This is a genomic window from Halopseudomonas sp. L-58, assembly GCF_056859475.1.
Map to the genome: position 1 here is coordinate 107,945 of NZ_JBSXON010000065.1, position 15,397 is coordinate 123,341.

Below are 15,397 nucleotides of genomic sequence, written 5' to 3' on the forward strand. Positions count from 1 at the left end.
ATTTCCTCAGACAGTCAGGCTCATGGGAGATTAGATTGGCATTTTCATGATGTCTTCGTAGGCGGTAATCATCTTGTTACGCACCTGCGTCATCGCCTGAAAGGCAACCGATGATTTCTGCGAGGCAATCATCACCTCGGTCAGATCGATCCCCTCTACACCGCGCTCATAGCCGGTTTGCAGTTCAGACGTGGTTTTTTGCAATTCGTTGACGCGATCAACAGCCTGCTTGAGCAGATCATCGAAGCCCGGGCCGTTGACGCTGGGCTCCGCTGGCTTGACCGCCTGCGGCTTGCCCATGGCTTCCATTTGCATGGTGCGCATTTGCAGCATCAATCGATTGAATTCAACACCCTGAGTCACGCTTGCCTCCACGCCGTCCGGTTTTTTGACGGCTACAGTCGCTTTACAGGGTATTCAGCAAGTTTGATGCCAACAGCGGCCAGCCCGCCACCATATGGACAAATGCAAGGCAGCACCGGCCAGATAGCCGATGCCAGAGAGAGGACGATAATTGACGATCAGATACCGGCGAACAGGCTACCTTCGACATCCAGCCCGGCATCGCGCATCTGCGCGAGCTTGTAACGCAGGGTGCGAGGACTGATACCCAGGCGCTCGGCGGCTTCCTTGCGGCGCCCGCGCTCGGCACGCAGTACATTGATGATCATTTGAAATTCGCGCTGACGCACCCCGCTGCCCAGATCAGAGGTGTTGTCGGCGGCGGGCAATACCGGTGACGACGGCTGTACCGATTCAACCGGCGGGACTGGCGGTACCGCGCGTAGCAACGGCGTTGCACCACCGGCCTGCAGATCGAGACACAAATCCGACGGCTGAATGACACCCCCCGCCTGCAGCACCAGCGCGCGCTGCACCGCGTTGTCCAGCTCGCGGACGTTACCGGGCCAGGGATGCGCCTCCAGCGCCTTGACCGCCTGCGCCGAAAAACTGACGCCAGGCAGATTCATCTTGCTCGCGTGCTTGCTCAGCAGGCGCTCGGCAATCGGCAGAATATCCGCCGGGCGCTCGCGCAGCGCCTGCCACTGCAGCGGAAACACGCCCAGGCGATAGTAGAGGTCCTCACGGAAACGCCCGGCAGCCACCTCCGCCGGCAAGTCCCGGTTGGTGGTGGCAATGATACGGATATCCAGCCGAATCAGCTTGCGACCACCCACGCGCTCGACCTCACGCTCCTGCAGCACCCGCAACAGCTTTGCCTGCAGCGCCAGCGGCATTTCGGAAATCTCGTCCAGCAGCAGAGTGCCACCATTGGCCTGCTCGAACTTGCCCGGTTGCGCCGCTACCGCGCCGGTAAAGGCGCCCTTTTCATGCCCGAACAGAGTGGCCTCCAGCATGTTATCCGGAATAGCCGCGCAGTTAATGGCAATAAACGGCTGTTCGGCCCGCGGAGATTGCTGATGGATGTAGCGCGCGAGCACTTCCTTACCGGTCCCGGACTCACCCGAAATCAGTACAGTCGAGTCACTGCCAGCAACCCGCGCAGCCAGTTCCAGCAGCTGCACACTGGCGGGATCGACCGCAACCGGCCCCGTACCGGGGGCCCCCTCAAGGCGTCCTTGCGCATGCTGAGCAATCAACTCCAGCAGCGCCTTGGGTGCAAAGGGCTTGACCAGATAATCGACCGCCCCCTCGCGCATGGCGCTGACCGCCTGCTGCACGGTGCCGTAGGCGGTCATCAGCAGCACCGGCAAATGCGGGTATTGCGTGCGCAGGGTGCGCAGTAGCGCATGCCCGTCCATGCCGGGCATGTTTACATCACTGACCACCATGCTCACGCTCTCACGCCCAAGTAAAGCGAGCGCAGACTCGGCATCAGCCGCCTGAAGACAGGCATAGCCACCCAGCATCAGCGTATCGGCCAGCGCCTCGCTCAGATCAGCATCATCCTCAACCAGCAGGATACGAATATCAGGCTTGCTCATGCAGAGACTCCTTGGCTGCAGGCAGCAACCGCAGCGGCAGCAGAATCTCGGCACTGGTTCCCCAGCCGGCCTTGCTGTGCAGGTGGAATGCCCCGCCGTGTGCATTGACCACCGACTTCACAACCGTCACGCCCAGCCCGGTACCCTGCGGCTTGCTGGTATGGAAGGGCTCACCGATCAGTGCCAATTGCTCGGCCGTCATGCCCTGACCGGCATCCACCACACTCAGGCTCAGTTGACCTTCCATCAAGCGGGCAACCACCTTCAGCCGCGGCGCTGGCATACCCGCCTGCAGCGCATTTTCGATCAGGTTGATAACGGCGCCGACCAGCGTGTCGCGATTGCAGCGAAGCATTGCATCCTGGGGCAGCAGGTTGACCCAGCGGCAGGTCCCGCCGCGCGCTTCAATCAGGCTTTCAGCCTGACTCTGCAGCCATTCGAAGAAAATGGACACCGGCAGCAAATCGTTGATTGGCAGGTCGCCCTTGGCGAACTGCAGCATGTCACGGATCTGGTGTTCGATGCTCAACAATCGCCCGTGCAGACGACTGGAGAACCGGGTGCGGTGCTCAGTCGGCAGGTCCGCATCATTAAGATGTTCGGCATACAGCAACGCCGAGGCCAGCGGGGTTCGAATCTGATGCGCCAGCGACGCCACCATCCGCCCCAGTGCGGACAGGCGCTCATTGCGAGCCAGTTCCGACTGCAGCGCGCGGGTCTCGGTCTGATCCTGGATCAGGATCAACTGACCCGGCTCCCCCTGCAACGACCGGGTTGCCAACGAAACTCTGCGACCGCTGCGCAGTGACACCTCGTGGTAATCGTCTTCACGTGGAGCAAAGCGTTGCTGAATCAGGTCACGCCAGAGCTGCCCTTCAAGGGGCTCACCGAGCAGCTCACGGGCTGCGGGATTGGCTTCACGCACAACGCCACGCCCGTCCAGAACGATCACACCGCCAGGCAGCAGATTGAGCACATTCTGCAGCCGTCCAGCCAGGCGCGCCTTCTCTGCCAGCTCACGGGAACGCTGCGCCTGACTGTCAGCCAGTTGACGCTTGAGCAGAGCGACCTGCCGCTCCAGCAGCGCATGGGAAGCGCCCAGCTGGGCAGACATTGACTGGAAGCGCTCGAACGCGTCCTGAAGCTGATCGCTGTCTGTCGTCCGATCGGAGGCCAGCACCTGACGAACGATATCGCCAAGATCATCTGCCGGGTTTTGACTGGGTTGCACGTTGGCCGCCATGGGGTATCCCCTGAATACATGAAGCACACAGGGATCTCACAGCAAGCCTTATGCCAATACAGAAAAAGACTTAAAAATCAAAAACCTAAAAAACACCAAACCCGAGAGCGTCAGTCTTCTGACGAGTCAGTACCGCGATTAAGACCGTACTTGCGCATCTTCTCAACCAGCGTGGTACGGCGAATGCGCAGGCGTTCAGCCGCACGGGCAACCACCCCGCTGCATTCGTCCAGGGCCTGTTGGATCAGCGTTTGCTCAAGACCTGCCAGGTATTCCTTGAGGTCCAGCCCCTCGGGCGGCAGGAATGCCGGGCTGTCGAGCCCGACCAGACCATTGAACGCATCGCTGCGCTCGTCTTCGGTCTCGCGCAGCTGGCGCAGGTCATCCTGATCATCCTCGACATAGCGAAACTTGCGCGGCAGCTCGCCCACGCCAATCACCCCATGGGGATGCATGATCGCCATACGTTCCACCAGGTTGGCCAGCTCCCGCACGTTACCCGGCCAATCATGCTGACACAGCGACATGATGGCCGAGGTACTGAACCGGATCGAGCCACGCTTCTCGGTCTCGAGGCGGGTAATCAGCTCGTTCAGCAGCAGCGGCAAGTCTTCGATACGCTCGCGCATGGCGGGCATATCGATGGGGAACACGTTAAGGCGGTAATAGAGGTCCTCACGGAAGGTACCCTCTTCGATCATCTGCTCCAGATTCTTGTGCGTCGCTGCAATCACCCGCACATCGGCGCTTTGCACCTTGTTGCTGCCCACACGCTCGAAGGTACGCTCCTGCAGCACCCGCAACAGCTTTACCTGCATCGGCAGCGGCATGTCGCCTATCTCGTCAAGAAACAGGGTTCCACCCTGAGCCAGCTCGAAACGCCCGGCCCGGCTGGTAATGGCGCCGGTGAAGGCGCCCTTCTCGTGTCCGAACAGTTCGCTTTCCAGCAGCTCGGCCGGAATGGCTCCGCAGTTGACAGGCACGAACGGCGCGTCCTTACGGCGCGAATGGTAATGCAGGTTACGGGCGACCACTTCCTTGCCCGTCCCCGATTCACCCAGAATCAGTACCGTGGCCTCGGTGTCAGCCACCTGCTGCATCATCTGACGCACAGACTGGATTGAACGGCTGGTGCCGACCAGGCTGCGAAACAGGTTGGGTTCGCGCTGGCGCTGGCGGTTGGCGTTTTCCTCAAACACCTCACGATAGACCTGCGCGCGGTGCAGGGCATCGAGCAGATGATTGTAACTGAGCGGCGGTTCCATGACCGCCAGCAGACGCTGCTTGAGATGATCAGGCCAACTGCTCGACTGGGTCGGGTCGAGCAGAATAACCGGCAGATTCTCATCCCACTTGTCGAGCTGCCCCAACAGCGCGGGCAAGCCCTGCTCCAGCTCGCAGCGACCGAGAATCACGCACTTGATTTCGCGCGCAGACTCGACCTGCTCGGTCACAACCTGCAACCAACCGGCGCTGTCGGCAATGATCGCATCTTCCCCGAGAAACTCCAGAATGACACTCAGATCGTGACGACTCTGAGCAGAATCATCAATCAGCAGGATATGACTGTTTGGCAGCATAGACGGGGCGCTATTCCTGTTAGCAGGCGGGAGCGGCTCGCAACACCATGATGGCGCTGCGCCACACTCTGTTATGGTCGGTTACTGTAGTCAGAAACGACTATCGAGTCAAATAGTTGGCGCGCCTTTGTCGGCACGAAAATCACAGTCAAATGTTATGAGCCAAGGTTGGCTGCTCCACCGTCCGCCGATGTTCAGGCAAGTCATCAGACAGCAACATGCCTGACCCTCCGTTGCTGCATAAGCGGCATCGGAAAACAGCCAGCCCCCAGTCCGACTAGCGGAACATCTGATACACCTTCGCGCCCTGCCGCCCGCGTTGCAACCCCTGCAACTCTTCGGCAATCTTGCCCTGGACGGCCTGACACAGCGCCACGACCTCGCGGTAGGTTTCGCTCAACTCCTCAAGCGTGGAAGCAACCTGCAGATCATCACGCGCAGGATCCTCCATGGCGACACGCACCTGCTCGCGGCAGGCCTTGTCCAGCTCGCCAACCTGCTGCCAATCGCCCGCCTGAACAGCGGCAATCAGCGACGCGTGGGTTTCCTGCAGTTTTTCCACGGCATTGGCCATGCTTGAGTCCTCACGATTGGCGGATGCCGTCCCAGCCGGCCTTGACCTCACGAAGCAGGTCGGCCACCTCGTCCAGCATAGATACGTCGTTCTTCAGATTGGCCTGAGTCAGGCGATCCTGCATGAAAGCATAAAGTCGATCCAGGTTGAGCGCCAGTTCTCCGCCCTTTTCAGCGTTAAGCGCATCGCGCAATCCGCCGATAATCCCCAGCGCCTTGCCGATCCGCTCGCCCTTGAGCGCAACGTTACCGTGCTGCATGGCGCCCTTGGCCTGGGCAATACGCTGCAGACCACCTTCCATCAGCATCTGAATCAAGCGGTGCGGATCAGCTTCGCTGACCTGCGCGTTGACGTTGACGGTCTGGTACTGCTTCATTGCTGCGTAGGCGTTCATCTGCAAAATCCTGCGTTGCTGTGGCACATGACCCTTTATCGGCTAGCAGGCAGAAAGCTGAAGCACCTTTTACATAAAAAAACCGGCCCACCAGGGCCGGTCTGTTACCCACAAATCGCCTTTAACGCCGTCAATCACGCCGGCTCGATGGCATCCCAGGCTTCCTTGATTTCACCCAACAGCTGGATTACTTCATCCAGTGAGCGCGGCGTGTCATCCAGCGCCACACCCGCCAGCTTGCGGGTCATGTAGTCATACAGCGCATCCAGGTTATCGGCGATTTCGCCGCCCATATCCTTGTCCAGCGAAGCCTGCAGCGCGCCGATGATGCTGAGCGTGCTGCTGACCGCCACACCGCGGCGCTCCGGATTGCCGATCGACTGGGCATGGCGTGCGAGCTTGAGGCGCTCGATGGCGCCGGCCAGCAACAACTGCACCGCGCGATACTGCGATACTTCTTGCGAAACCTTGACCTGTTTATAGGTATCAATCGGATTGGCCATGCTTACTGTTTCTCCCTTACGACGCCAGGCAGGTTAGCCAGCTGGCCTGCTAAATAGGTACTGGTGTTCGACAAATTCGCCACCAGGGTGTCCATTGCGTTGAACTGCGCCAGCAGACGCGACTCCAGGCTCGCAAGCCGGGTATTGAGCCGCGCGCGCTGATCATCGATATCCGACAGGGTGTTCTGCAGCGAGTTGTTGCGGGTATCGATGATCCCGCCATCTTTTGCATACGGGTCAATCTTGTTGTTGAGCCGCATCATCAAGCCATCATCACCGGCGAGGAAATTACCGATCGCCGCAAAGTTGTCTTCCAGCGCGGCATCCAGCTTCTCTGTATCAATACTCAGCGACCCGTCACGCTCCGTACGAATCCCCAGATCCGCCAGAATCCGGATACTGCCCTCACCAGCGCTCGCCATTTCGCTGCGCAGACCGGAGAGCACCGAGCGCACCGACGCATCACCGACCAGCGCTGCCGCCAGTGGCTGACTTTCATCCCCACCCACCTCGGTAACCGACGTCAGTGAGTTGGTCGTCGACATCATCTTGTTGTAGGCATCAACGAAGGACTGTAACGATTTTTTGACACCGGCCTTGTCCGCGCCAACAGCGAGGCTCACTGTGTTCGCCGCGTCCAGTTCTTCCTGGGCCTGGGCCTTCTTCAGTGTGATCGTGACGCCTTCGATTGCGTCATCAATAGTGTTGGTATCACTCGAGATAGCGATGCCATCAATGGCTATGCTGGCGTCGCGGGCATAGGAAATCACCTTCGGCTCGCGGGGGTCCGCGGGCTCGACCGGCTCGAAGTCGGTGGTTGCAGGGGGTGTAAATGCCAACACACTCAGGTCACCGGTATCCCCGGCATCGGTGCTGACAGTCACGCTGACGTCGTTACCGGTACCCGAGGCAGACGAGCTGAGCACCAGGCGCGAGCCGCCCGTACCGCTGGGGTCGGTAACGATGGTGGCGCTGATACCACTATCCTTGCCGGCCGCATTGATCGCATCGCGGATACCGGTCAGGCTGTTGTTGTTCTCGCTGACGTCGATGCTGAAAGACTTGTCTCCGGCAGCGATGGTCATGGTTCCGGTGCCGATTTCTGCTGCCGGATCATCAACTCCCCTGAGCGCAACCTTGCTGGTCTGCGCCAAGTTGAACACCTGCACGCTGTAGTTCCCGGCACCCGCCTTGGAGTCCGCCTTGACGGAAAACAGGCTGCTGTCGCCGCTGGTTGCCGTGCGCTTTTCGTAGGTGTCTGGCGAGCTGAGGTTCTTGAGGGTGTCCTGAAAGGTAGACAGAGCACCGCGGAAAGACCCGAGTGCAGTGAACTTTTCCGTCGTCGCTTTCTCGAGACGATTCAGCTGAGCCGTCTTCGGCGCGCCCTCGGCGTTAACCAGCGCGCTGACAATATTGCTGATATCCAGGCCGGAGCCAATACCGGTGATAGCCATAATCCTTACCTCGCGACCGTTTTCTGACGGTTCGCTTGCCGAAAAGAAGGTTCCGGTCTATCAGGCAAGTTGCGTGCCAGCAAAACCGGCAAGCAGAGTCAGGCCTCTGCTTCGAACAGCACGCTGCGGATTTCCGAGAGGTTCTCGGCCAGGCGCAACGCCTCTTCCGAGGGAATCTGGCGAATCACGTCGCCACTGGTTGCCTCGGTAACATTAATCACCACCCGGCCGCTGTCTTCATCAAGGTTGAAATTGATGTCTCGGCGAACCGACTGGACAAAACCCTGTATATCCGACACCGCCGCCTGCAATTTCTCGCGCTCGGCTTCGGGTGACTGGCCGACCGCGGAACGGGTCTGGGTAGCCACTGGCTCGGATGAGGAGGAACGATTCTGTGCAGCATCCATCTGCTTGACCTGGCTCGCGCCAGCACCCGCTTCCACCGCAGCTGCGCTGTTGGCAGGACGGGTCACTTCAAACGGTTTGATAACACCCATATCCATGGTGCTTACCTCGCAACGGACAAAGCGGGGAGAAGGCCAATGCCCTCCCCCCGCATATTACCCCTGATCGTTTCTTAGCCCAAGAGGCTCAGAACCGCCTGAGGCAGCTGGTTGGCCTGGGCCAGGATCGCAGTGCCTGCCTGCTGCAGGATCTGGTTCTTGGTCAGGTTTGCAGTTTCAGCAGCGTAGTCGGTGTCCTGGATACGGCCGCGGGCAGCGGAAGCATTTTCGGATACGTTCTGCAGGTTGCTGATGGTCGAATCGAAGCGGTTCTGAATCGCACCGAGGGAGGCACGGGTCACGTCCACTTCCTGCAGCGCAGCGTCGATGGTTGCAATCGCAGCCTGAGCGCCGTCAACAGTGGTGATGTCGATCTTCTCAACCGAGTTGGCAGCCTGGGCACCTTCATCAACACCGGCGGCAGTAGCGCCTGTGGTGAAGCCCAGGTTTGCTACGCCACCAACGTTGCCGGTGGTGTCAGTGATGGTGACATCCGCAGCAGCACCGGTATCGGTAGTAACGAACTGCAGCTTGCCTTCGTTGACGGTAGCGCGAACTTCCCCTTTCAGACCTGCGTCAGCCGCAATCTTCTGGTTGATGTTGTCAGCCAGCGATTCCAGTGTAGTGTACGTACCGTCATCGATAGTGATGGTCGATGCAGCGCCACCGTTCACAGCGATATCGAACTGGTTGTTACCAGCCGGAATACCTGTTGTCGCAGTACGACCGGCGCCAAACAACGCATCAGCATCAGTACCAGTCACAGTCAGCGCTTCACCACCCAAGTCACCGGCCTGGGTCAGGCTCAGAACGCCGCCGGATTCGCTGACAGTGACCAGGCCATTCAGGCCACCAGCATCAATCTGGCTCTGAATTTCGCTGACAAGACCTGCAACGTCACCGGTGTAGTCCTGGTCCAGGTTGATTGCCTGAGTGGTACCACCCAGATCAATGGTAAATGTTGCCTGAGCTGTGTTGGCACCAGCAGATTGAGTCGCCACACCAGCATTCTCAGTCGGCGTGCCACCCAGAGCGGTAAAACCATTGGTACCGTCAGTCAGATCAATGGTCGAACCAGTGAAAGTCGGACCGGCTTCTGCAAAAGTGAGATTCCCAGAACCATCATCAGTAACAGTGATCACACCATTACCAAAAGCAGTGTCCAACTGGCCCTGAATGTCGGAGATCATGCCTGGCAGGTCACCAGTGCGATCAGTACTCAAATTGACCGTTGTATTTGTGCCGTTGAAATCGACATCAAAGCTAGCTGCAGTAGTGCCAAAGTCACTCGGAACTGCAACGCCAGCAAAGGTAGTAGTGGCAGCAGATCCGGGCACTGCAGCGGTAGAGTTATCAAAGTCCAGCGCTGCAGCAGCGGAACCAACCAGTGTAGATGCAGAGTAACCGGAACCAATGGTCAGCGAAGTGGGATCGTTGGCCGCAGTCAGCGAAGCCTTGGTAGCGTCGCGGCTGGCAGTGGTGCCCAGATCGGTAGTACGGAAGCTGCCGATCTTGACGCTGATGGTTTCGTTGGCCTGAGCGCCAACCTGGATGTTTTCGGCAAAACCACCGTCGAACAGCGACTTGCTGCCGAACTTGGTAGTGGTGGAGATACGATCCAGCTCGTTTTTCAGCTGTACGACTTCGTCGTTCAGAGCCTTGCGTTCTGCATCGCCGTTACCGCCGTTGGCGGACTGCAGGGCCAGATCACGCATACGCTGCAGAATGTTGGTGGACTCCTGCAGGGCGCCTTCAGCGGTCTGCGCCAGAGAGATACCATCGTTGGCGTTTTTGACGGCTACGCTCAGACCGTTGATCTGACTGGTCAGACGGTTGGAGATTTGCAGACCTGCGGCGTCGTCTTTGGCGCTGTTGATGCGCGAACCGGAGGACAGACGCTCCAGGGAAGTAGCCAGACTGCTGGAGGAAGAACCCAGGTTACGCTGGGCGTTCAGGGAAGCTACGTTCGTGTTGACTGTAAGAGCCATGATAAGTACCTCGACCTAGTGATGTTTGCCTGAGCTTGCGACCCGCGGGCCGGCTTTGCCCAGGCACCCATTGAGTTCGCATTCGATTACTGTATCGGCGCTTTTCAAGCGACCTTTAGGCTTTTTTGCAATCTTTTTTTCTGCTTTGCCATCAATGACCTGGGCCACCTCGGCGCTGTTCGACAGGGAGCTGTCAAAAACCCAGCGCCACAACTGCATCAAAGCTGTTACCTATATCGTTCGAACGCCCCCGATCTTTAACCGTATTTCAGCCAATCCATGGCCGTTCGTCGGTCTGCGCATGCCCTGGCGGACGCGACATGTCGCGTCCCTACGGATGGGGTGTTTGCGAGGACGCGGTGCGCACCGCGGCGGCGGTTGCATCTGGTCATGCGGAAGGACATCACAGGTCGTGTCCGTGAGGCATTTGCCGCGCCGCGGTGACTAGTGCTCTCCATGACATATAGATGAAGACAGACAAAAGGCAGGGGCGATGCAACGCCCCTGTCATCTGGCTGGGGTTAGCTGTGAGCACTCCGGTCGTCGCCCCGCGTCGGCAAGCCCACTGATATCGAGGTGCCCATGTACGCTGAGAAAGCTGTTGTTCGCGTGCACCGTGATTTGAAGGTGCACACCTGGTTTTACCCCAACCCGGCCAGCGACACGACCATCATTCTGGTCAACGGCTCGCTGGCGACCAGCGCCGCCTTCGGCCAGACGCTGCGCTATCTGCAGCCGCTGTGCAACGTCGTGTTATTCGACCAGCCCTACAGCGGTCACTCACGCCCGCACAATCCGTCGCTGCCGTTGATAGGCAAGGAAGATGAAGCCCTGATTCTGCTGGACCTGATTGAGCACTTCCGGGCCGACCAGGTGATGTCGTTCTCGTGGGGAGGCGTGGCGACCATGCTGGCACTGGCGCAGCGGCCGGCGCGTATTCGGCGGGCCGTCGTCACATCCTTCTCGCCAATACTCAACCCGCACATGCAGGACTATCTGAGCCGCGGCAGGATGCACCTGGCAGCCTGCGACCGCCAGGCCGTCGCCATGCTGATCAACGACACGATCGGCGAGTACCTGCCGCCGCTGTACAAACGCTGCAACTTCCGCCATGTCAGCAGCCTGGAGGAACACGAGTACAGCCAGATGCTGTTTCACGTGCGTCAGGTGCTGGAACTGGATGCCGGGCAATACATGAGCTGTGTGCGCAACATCGATATACCGCTGCTGTTTGTGAACGGCGCCTGGGACAAGTACACCAGCGCAGAAGACGCACGCTGTTTCGGCGAGCTGGCGAGCGATGCGCGTTTTGTCAGAATCGCGCACACCGGGCATTTTCTGGAGCTGGAGCACAAGACAGCGCTGCAGGACACGCGCGCGGCGGTTGCAGGATTTATACTGGGCGATACGGCCGGCGCCGACAGACAGAAACTGGCGCTGGCTGGCTGAACTCCGGGACGGCCGAGTTCCAACTCGGCCATAGCGCTGCTTCCCTGCCTGCTGGTCGAGCGGGCGCTCGACCTTCCCGGAAACCACCTGCCCTGACGCTGTTGTATGACGCCGAGCTCCCGCCAGCGTAGGGACGCGACATGTCGCGTCCGCAGGTGCACCATGTCCAGGCTTGCCGCATGACCTGGACCTGATGCATCACAGCTTTACGGATTCAGCGAGTCGAATACCGTCTGCTCGTTGTCAGCCGCCTGAGCGCGCAGAGCGATCAGTTGCTTGATCTTGCGGTGCGGGAAGACATAGAACTGGTTGGCCTCCACCGCCTTGACGGTCATTTCAGCTACGTCAGACGCCTGAATCCTGCCTTTGGCAACCGCAGCCTTGGTCATCTCGGCACGCTTGAGCGCCGTTTCACTAAGGGCAACGGTATCAGCCTTGTCCGCCGGACGGTTACGCTGGGAGTCGGAAATACCGGTGGGGAAAAACGCCGGGCACAGGCAGGTCACGCCAACATTGGCGCCAATGTCCTGCAGATCCAGCGCCAGGGTTTCGGAAAGCGCGACCACCGAGTGCTTGCTGACGTTGTAGACTGCCATGTTGGGGCCATTGAGCCAGCCTGCAGCAGAGGCGGTATTGACGATGTGACCCTCGCCCTGCTCCAGCATGATCGGGGTGAACACCTTGACGCCCCAGATCACGCCATAGACGTTCACACCCATCACCCACTCCCAGTCGTCCGGGGTGTTTTCCCAGGCGGCGCCACCGACGCTGACGCCAGCGTTATTGAACAGCAGGTGAGCGCCACCAAAGCGCGACTTGCACAGATCGGCCAGCGCCTGCACCTGTTCCAGCTTGGAGACATCCAGCCGCATGGTGGCGGATTCGGTACCCGGTGCCGCTTCCTCGACCAGGCGCACGGTTTCCTGCATGCCGCGCTCATCCACATCGCCGAGCACCAGCTTCATGCCGCGTGCCGCGCAGCACAGCGCCAGCTCGCGGCCGAGACCGCTACCACCACCCGTGATTACCGCTACCTTGCCCTGAAGGTCCTGCATGCCGTGTCTCCTCGTAAAATGCACTACATCGCTTATGCGCAGACTTGCTGATAATAAGTTGTCTGAATAGGATGCGCCGGGCGGCAACGTTCGACCAGCGCTATCGGTCTGCTTGATCAGGCAGCAGCAACCGGGTTTATCGAAATATGTCAGACCGCCGATAAGTCCGCCGATTTAACCTATAGTTGCCTTGAAACTCGACAGGGACCTTCGACGATGTCGCGTGTATTGATGCTGTCACTGCTGCTTATGCTGGCCTGCACTGCGCAGGCTGAAAGCGTTCGCCTGAATACTGACATCTTCCCCCCCTACCAGGTGCGCGAAGGAGACCGTCTGACCGGCAGCTCTGTCCGAGCTCTGGAATGCATATTCGACAGCATGCAGGTCGAGTACGACATCCGGGTCCTGCCGTGGGAACGCGCCATCCACGAGGTCAGTGCCGGCAAGGCCGACGGCTTCTTCTCGGCGACCAGAATGAACCGCGCCAGCAATTTTGCGGTCCTGTCTGCACCACTGGCACTGGAAAAATGGTACTGGTTCAGCAACAGCCCGACTCGCCCGCCGAGCATAGGAAAGGCATCAAGCCTGAGGATCGCCGGTATCCGCGGGAGTAACGAGGTGGAGTGGCTGCAGCAACATGGTTATCGCGTTGACCCGCTGGTGAGCAACACCGGGCAACTGCTGCAATTGCTGCAGCGCGGCCGTATAGATGCCTTTCTTGCTGATCAGCAGACCCTGCGAATCGAACTGACCCGGGCGCCCACAACGCTGCGCCCGTCCTACGCCCACTTTCAGCAATACACGACCCTCGGCGTCTACTTCGCCAATCGCTATGTCGATGCTCATCCAGGCTTCATAGAACAATTCAATGATCGGGTATTCGGCTGCCTGCCGGAATTCGGCGTGCTGACTGCGGGGGAGCGCCAGCGCCTGCAAAGCCTTTACGAAAACCTGTTTGCGCAATGGCGGCAGGACTCTGCATTAATCTCTGCGGTGCGGGAACAGAACCGCAGGCACCAAGGCCTATCAATCCAGGCAATCGAACAGCTGGACAGGCAATGGCTGACGGAGCAGCACCTGCCCGCCGATCAGCGCCCGCTGACGACCAGCGTGCTGAACACGGCGCTGTCGGACTGGCTACGGGACATCCGGTCAGGCCAGAACGGAGCCATCAGCGAGCTGATCGTGACCGACCAGCACGGCCTCAACGTGGCGATCAGTGACCTGACGACCGATTACTGGCAGGGCGACGAAACCAAGTTCGTCGAGCCCTTCTTTTCAGACCAGCCGTACATGAGTACGCTCGACTATGACCAGTCCACCCGGCGCTTTCAGGTTCACCTCAGTACCGGCATACGTGACCCGCTGACGAACAGCGTCATTGGCGTACTGATCATTGGACTGGATGTCGAAAAGGCCCTGCGTATGGATGACCTGCTGTTTCCTCAACCACTGACTGCAACAGGCCCATGAAGACGATCCGTGTACTTCCTTGCGCGCTGCTGCTCATCGGCTGCGCCTCAGCGCCCCTGCCGCCACTGGCACAAGACAGAGCCCGCATCACCCTTGACCCTGACGTGGGCAGCCTGGCCCAGGCCTACCGACTGGATGGCGAGCCGCAGCGCAGCCTGCGCTTCGACGATCTCAGCACAGGGCCGCACGAGCTGCAGGTACGCTATGACTTCGAGACGCCTTCCGCAGGCGCGGTGCAAGGCGTCATGAACAGCGGCCGGCGCACCTGCATCATGGCCATCAGTCATGACTTCGCCCCAGGCCGCCATTATCGCCTTGAACTGGCCCGTCGCGGCTGGCGACCGGCCGGCTGGTTATATGATGATCGCGGCAACCTGCTGACAAGAGCGCGTGAGGTTCGCTGCGGCCCCGGTGTCTGATCAGCCAACCCAGCCGGCCGAACGCCAGTTGTCCAGCCAGCGCAGGGCATCAGCCGGGTCTGGGCGGTATTCGGCCGCCAGCCAGCCGCGGTAGTCTGCCAATGCCAGCGCCTGCATCGCCTCGGCAAAATCAATATCCCCCGTGCCGGGAGCGCCGCGCCCCGGCGCGTCGGCAAACTGAACGTGGCCGATACGACCAGCCAGGCGGTCTATCGCAACAGGCAGGCTCTCGCCCATGCGCACCAGGTGATACAGATCCAGCTGGGCGGCCACATTGGCATGCGCCACGCGGTCCATCAGGTCGACCAGCTCCGCTGAGCCGGCAATCAGAAAACCGGGCATATCGAGCCGATTGATTGCCTCACAGCAAACACCAATGCCCAGACCGGCGAAGGCGTCGGCCGCCAGCCGCAGATTGTCCGCCAGGCACGCCAGGGCAGCTTCCCGCTCAACGCCTTCAACCAGCCGCCCGGGCAGCACATTGACACGCTCGGGTCTGACTACTTCGGCATAACGCAGCGCCTGCTCCAGCGCCCGAGCGAAGGCCGGCCGACGCTCAGGTACTGCCGCGAGCCCCGCGCCGCCTTCCATCAGGTCACCGGCCGGCAGGTTGATCAGTACCAGCGGCAGCGCCAGGCGCTCCAGCTCGGTTCTGAGCGCTGCGGCTTCCAGCACATAGGGGAACTGGATCTCGACACCGGAAAAACCTGCGTCACGGGCAGCATCGACCCTCTCGGGCAAGGGCAGATCGGCAAACAGCAGGGACAGGTTGGCAGCGACGGGCCAGCGCATGGAGTGCCTCCACAAAAAGCCAGC

At 60.0% G+C, this 15,397-nt stretch carries 16 protein-coding genes; 3 read left to right on the forward strand and 13 right to left on the reverse strand.

The features are described from left to right. Positions 1 to 30: 30 nt before the first annotated feature. The 11 genes from fliE to AC13EY_RS11175 all read right to left on the reverse strand — a co-directional run bounded on the left by fliE (position 31) and on the right by AC13EY_RS11175 (position 10,404). Positions 31 to 363 carry a flagellar hook-basal body complex protein FliE gene (gene fliE / locus AC13EY_RS11125; RefSeq protein WP_088273562.1) on the reverse strand — a complete coding sequence of 111 codons (333 nt, stop codon included), beginning with the start codon at positions 361 to 363 and terminating at the stop codon, positions 31 to 33. Between the two features lie 158 nt (positions 364 to 521). Next, positions 522 to 1,946 carry a sigma-54-dependent transcriptional regulator gene (locus tag AC13EY_RS11130; RefSeq protein WP_335600537.1) on the reverse strand — a complete coding sequence of 475 codons (1,425 nt, stop codon included), beginning with the start codon at positions 1,944 to 1,946 and terminating at the stop codon, positions 522 to 524. Further along, positions 1,933 to 3,189 carry a sensor histidine kinase gene (locus tag AC13EY_RS11135; protein ID WP_233048262.1) on the reverse strand — a complete coding sequence of 419 codons (1,257 nt, stop codon included), beginning with the start codon at positions 3,187 to 3,189 and terminating at the stop codon, positions 1,933 to 1,935. The genes AC13EY_RS11130 and AC13EY_RS11135 overlap by 14 nt, the downstream gene beginning before the upstream one ends. Before the next feature lie 110 nt (positions 3,190 to 3,299). Beyond that, entirely contained in the window at positions 3,300 to 4,769 is a 1,470-nt protein-coding gene (locus AC13EY_RS11140; protein WP_335600538.1) for a sigma-54 dependent transcriptional regulator, read from the reverse strand. A 277-nt stretch (positions 4,770 to 5,046) separates the two neighbouring features. Continuing rightward, positions 5,047 to 5,343: a flagellar protein FliT gene (locus AC13EY_RS11145; RefSeq protein ID WP_160003124.1), complete on the reverse strand. Its 297-nt coding sequence runs from the start codon at positions 5,341 to 5,343 to the stop codon at positions 5,047 to 5,049. Positions 5,344 to 5,353: 10 nt separating this feature from the next. Further along, on the reverse strand, positions 5,354 to 5,737 hold the full coding sequence (gene fliS / locus AC13EY_RS11150) for a flagellar export chaperone FliS (protein ID WP_269686980.1): 384 nt from the start codon (positions 5,735 to 5,737) through the stop codon (positions 5,354 to 5,356). A 134-nt stretch (positions 5,738 to 5,871) separates the two neighbouring features. Continuing rightward, positions 5,872 to 6,240, reverse strand: coding sequence for a flagellar export chaperone FliS (gene fliS, locus AC13EY_RS11155; RefSeq protein ID WP_335599238.1), 369 nt, complete (start codon positions 6,238 to 6,240; stop codon positions 5,872 to 5,874). 2 nt (positions 6,241 to 6,242) lie between these two features. Next, positions 6,243 to 7,694 (reverse strand): flagellar filament capping protein FliD, encoded by a 1,452-nt coding sequence (gene fliD, locus AC13EY_RS11160; RefSeq protein ID WP_335600539.1) that lies wholly within the window; start codon positions 7,692 to 7,694, stop codon positions 6,243 to 6,245. Between the two features lie 98 nt (positions 7,695 to 7,792). Continuing rightward, positions 7,793 to 8,197, reverse strand: coding sequence for a flagellar protein FlaG (locus AC13EY_RS11165; protein WP_235005704.1), 405 nt, complete (start codon positions 8,195 to 8,197; stop codon positions 7,793 to 7,795). A 74-nt stretch (positions 8,198 to 8,271) separates the two neighbouring features. Continuing rightward, entirely contained in the window at positions 8,272 to 10,185 is a 1,914-nt protein-coding gene (locus AC13EY_RS11170) for a flagellin N-terminal helical domain-containing protein (RefSeq protein WP_335600540.1), read from the reverse strand. Positions 10,186 to 10,200: 15 nt separating this feature from the next. After that, the gene (locus tag AC13EY_RS11175) at positions 10,201 to 10,404 is read right to left on the reverse strand and encodes a hypothetical protein (protein ID WP_088273553.1); all 204 of its coding nucleotides are present in this window, start codon (positions 10,402 to 10,404) and stop codon (positions 10,201 to 10,203) included. A gap of 363 nt (positions 10,405 to 10,767) precedes the next feature. Between AC13EY_RS11175 and AC13EY_RS11180 the strand changes: the two genes are divergently transcribed. Further along, positions 10,768 to 11,634, forward strand: a complete 867-nt coding sequence (locus AC13EY_RS11180; RefSeq protein WP_335600541.1) for an alpha/beta fold hydrolase — start codon at positions 10,768 to 10,770, stop codon at positions 11,632 to 11,634. Positions 11,635 to 11,840: 206 nt separating this feature from the next. Here the strand turns inward: AC13EY_RS11180 and AC13EY_RS11185 are convergent, their stop codons facing one another. Continuing rightward, positions 11,841 to 12,689, reverse strand: a complete 849-nt coding sequence (locus tag AC13EY_RS11185) for an SDR family NAD(P)-dependent oxidoreductase (RefSeq protein WP_088273551.1) — start codon at positions 12,687 to 12,689, stop codon at positions 11,841 to 11,843. A gap of 216 nt (positions 12,690 to 12,905) precedes the next feature. Between AC13EY_RS11185 and AC13EY_RS11190 the strand changes: the two genes are divergently transcribed. Continuing rightward, entirely contained in the window at positions 12,906 to 14,162 is a 1,257-nt protein-coding gene (locus AC13EY_RS11190) for a substrate-binding periplasmic protein (protein ID WP_335600542.1), read from the forward strand. Further along, positions 14,159 to 14,581 (forward strand): PA0061/PA0062 family lipoprotein, encoded by a 423-nt coding sequence (locus tag AC13EY_RS11195; protein ID WP_335600543.1) that lies wholly within the window; start codon positions 14,159 to 14,161, stop codon positions 14,579 to 14,581. Before AC13EY_RS11190 ends, AC13EY_RS11195 begins: the two co-directional genes overlap by 4 nt. On the opposite strand, the gene AC13EY_RS11200 is transcribed toward AC13EY_RS11195, so the two are convergent. Beyond that, positions 14,582 to 15,373: a hydroxypyruvate isomerase family protein gene (locus AC13EY_RS11200; RefSeq protein ID WP_335600544.1), complete on the reverse strand. Its 792-nt coding sequence runs from the start codon at positions 15,371 to 15,373 to the stop codon at positions 14,582 to 14,584. It lies immediately after the preceding gene. Positions 15,374 to 15,397: the final 24 nt, after the last annotated feature.

What these genes read in the sequence shown, in the direction of transcription:
- AC13EY_RS11135 (WP_233048262.1), bottom strand. Translation starts at nt 3,189, where the DNA reads ATGGCGGCCAACGTGCAACCCAGTCAAAACCCGGCAGATGATCTTGGC.
- AC13EY_RS11180 (WP_335600541.1), top strand. Translation starts at nt 10,768, where the DNA reads ATGTACGCTGAGAAAGCTGTTGTTCGCGTGCACCGTGATTTGAAGGTG.
- AC13EY_RS11165 (WP_235005704.1), bottom strand. Translation starts at nt 8,197, where the DNA reads ATGGATATGGGTGTTATCAAACCGTTTGAAGTGACCCGTCCTGCCAAC.
- AC13EY_RS11190 (WP_335600542.1), top strand. Translation starts at nt 12,906, where the DNA reads ATGTCGCGTGTATTGATGCTGTCACTGCTGCTTATGCTGGCCTGCACT.
- AC13EY_RS11170 (WP_335600540.1), bottom strand. Translation starts at nt 10,185, where the DNA reads ATGGCTCTTACAGTCAACACGAACGTAGCTTCCCTGAACGCCCAGCGT.
- AC13EY_RS11130 (WP_335600537.1), bottom strand. Translation starts at nt 1,946, where the DNA reads ATGAGCAAGCCTGATATTCGTATCCTGCTGGTTGAGGATGATGCTGAT.
- fliS (WP_269686980.1), bottom strand. Translation starts at nt 5,737, where the DNA reads ATGAACGCCTACGCAGCAATGAAGCAGTACCAGACCGTCAACGTCAAC.
- AC13EY_RS11175 (WP_088273553.1), bottom strand. Translation starts at nt 10,404, where the DNA reads ATGCAGTTGTGGCGCTGGGTTTTTGACAGCTCCCTGTCGAACAGCGCC.
- AC13EY_RS11145 (WP_160003124.1), bottom strand. Translation starts at nt 5,343, where the DNA reads ATGGCCAATGCCGTGGAAAAACTGCAGGAAACCCACGCGTCGCTGATT.
- AC13EY_RS11200 (WP_335600544.1), bottom strand. Translation starts at nt 15,373, where the DNA reads ATGCGCTGGCCCGTCGCTGCCAACCTGTCCCTGCTGTTTGCCGATCTG.
- AC13EY_RS11185 (WP_088273551.1), bottom strand. Translation starts at nt 12,689, where the DNA reads ATGCAGGACCTTCAGGGCAAGGTAGCGGTAATCACGGGTGGTGGTAGC.
- AC13EY_RS11140 (WP_335600538.1), bottom strand. Translation starts at nt 4,769, where the DNA reads ATGCTGCCAAACAGTCATATCCTGCTGATTGATGATTCTGCTCAGAGT.
- fliS (WP_335599238.1), bottom strand. Translation starts at nt 6,240, where the DNA reads ATGGCCAATCCGATTGATACCTATAAACAGGTCAAGGTTTCGCAAGAA.
- AC13EY_RS11195 (WP_335600543.1), top strand. Translation starts at nt 14,159, where the DNA reads ATGAAGACGATCCGTGTACTTCCTTGCGCGCTGCTGCTCATCGGCTGC.
- fliD (WP_335600539.1), bottom strand. Translation starts at nt 7,694, where the DNA reads ATGGCTATCACCGGTATTGGCTCCGGCCTGGATATCAGCAATATTGTC.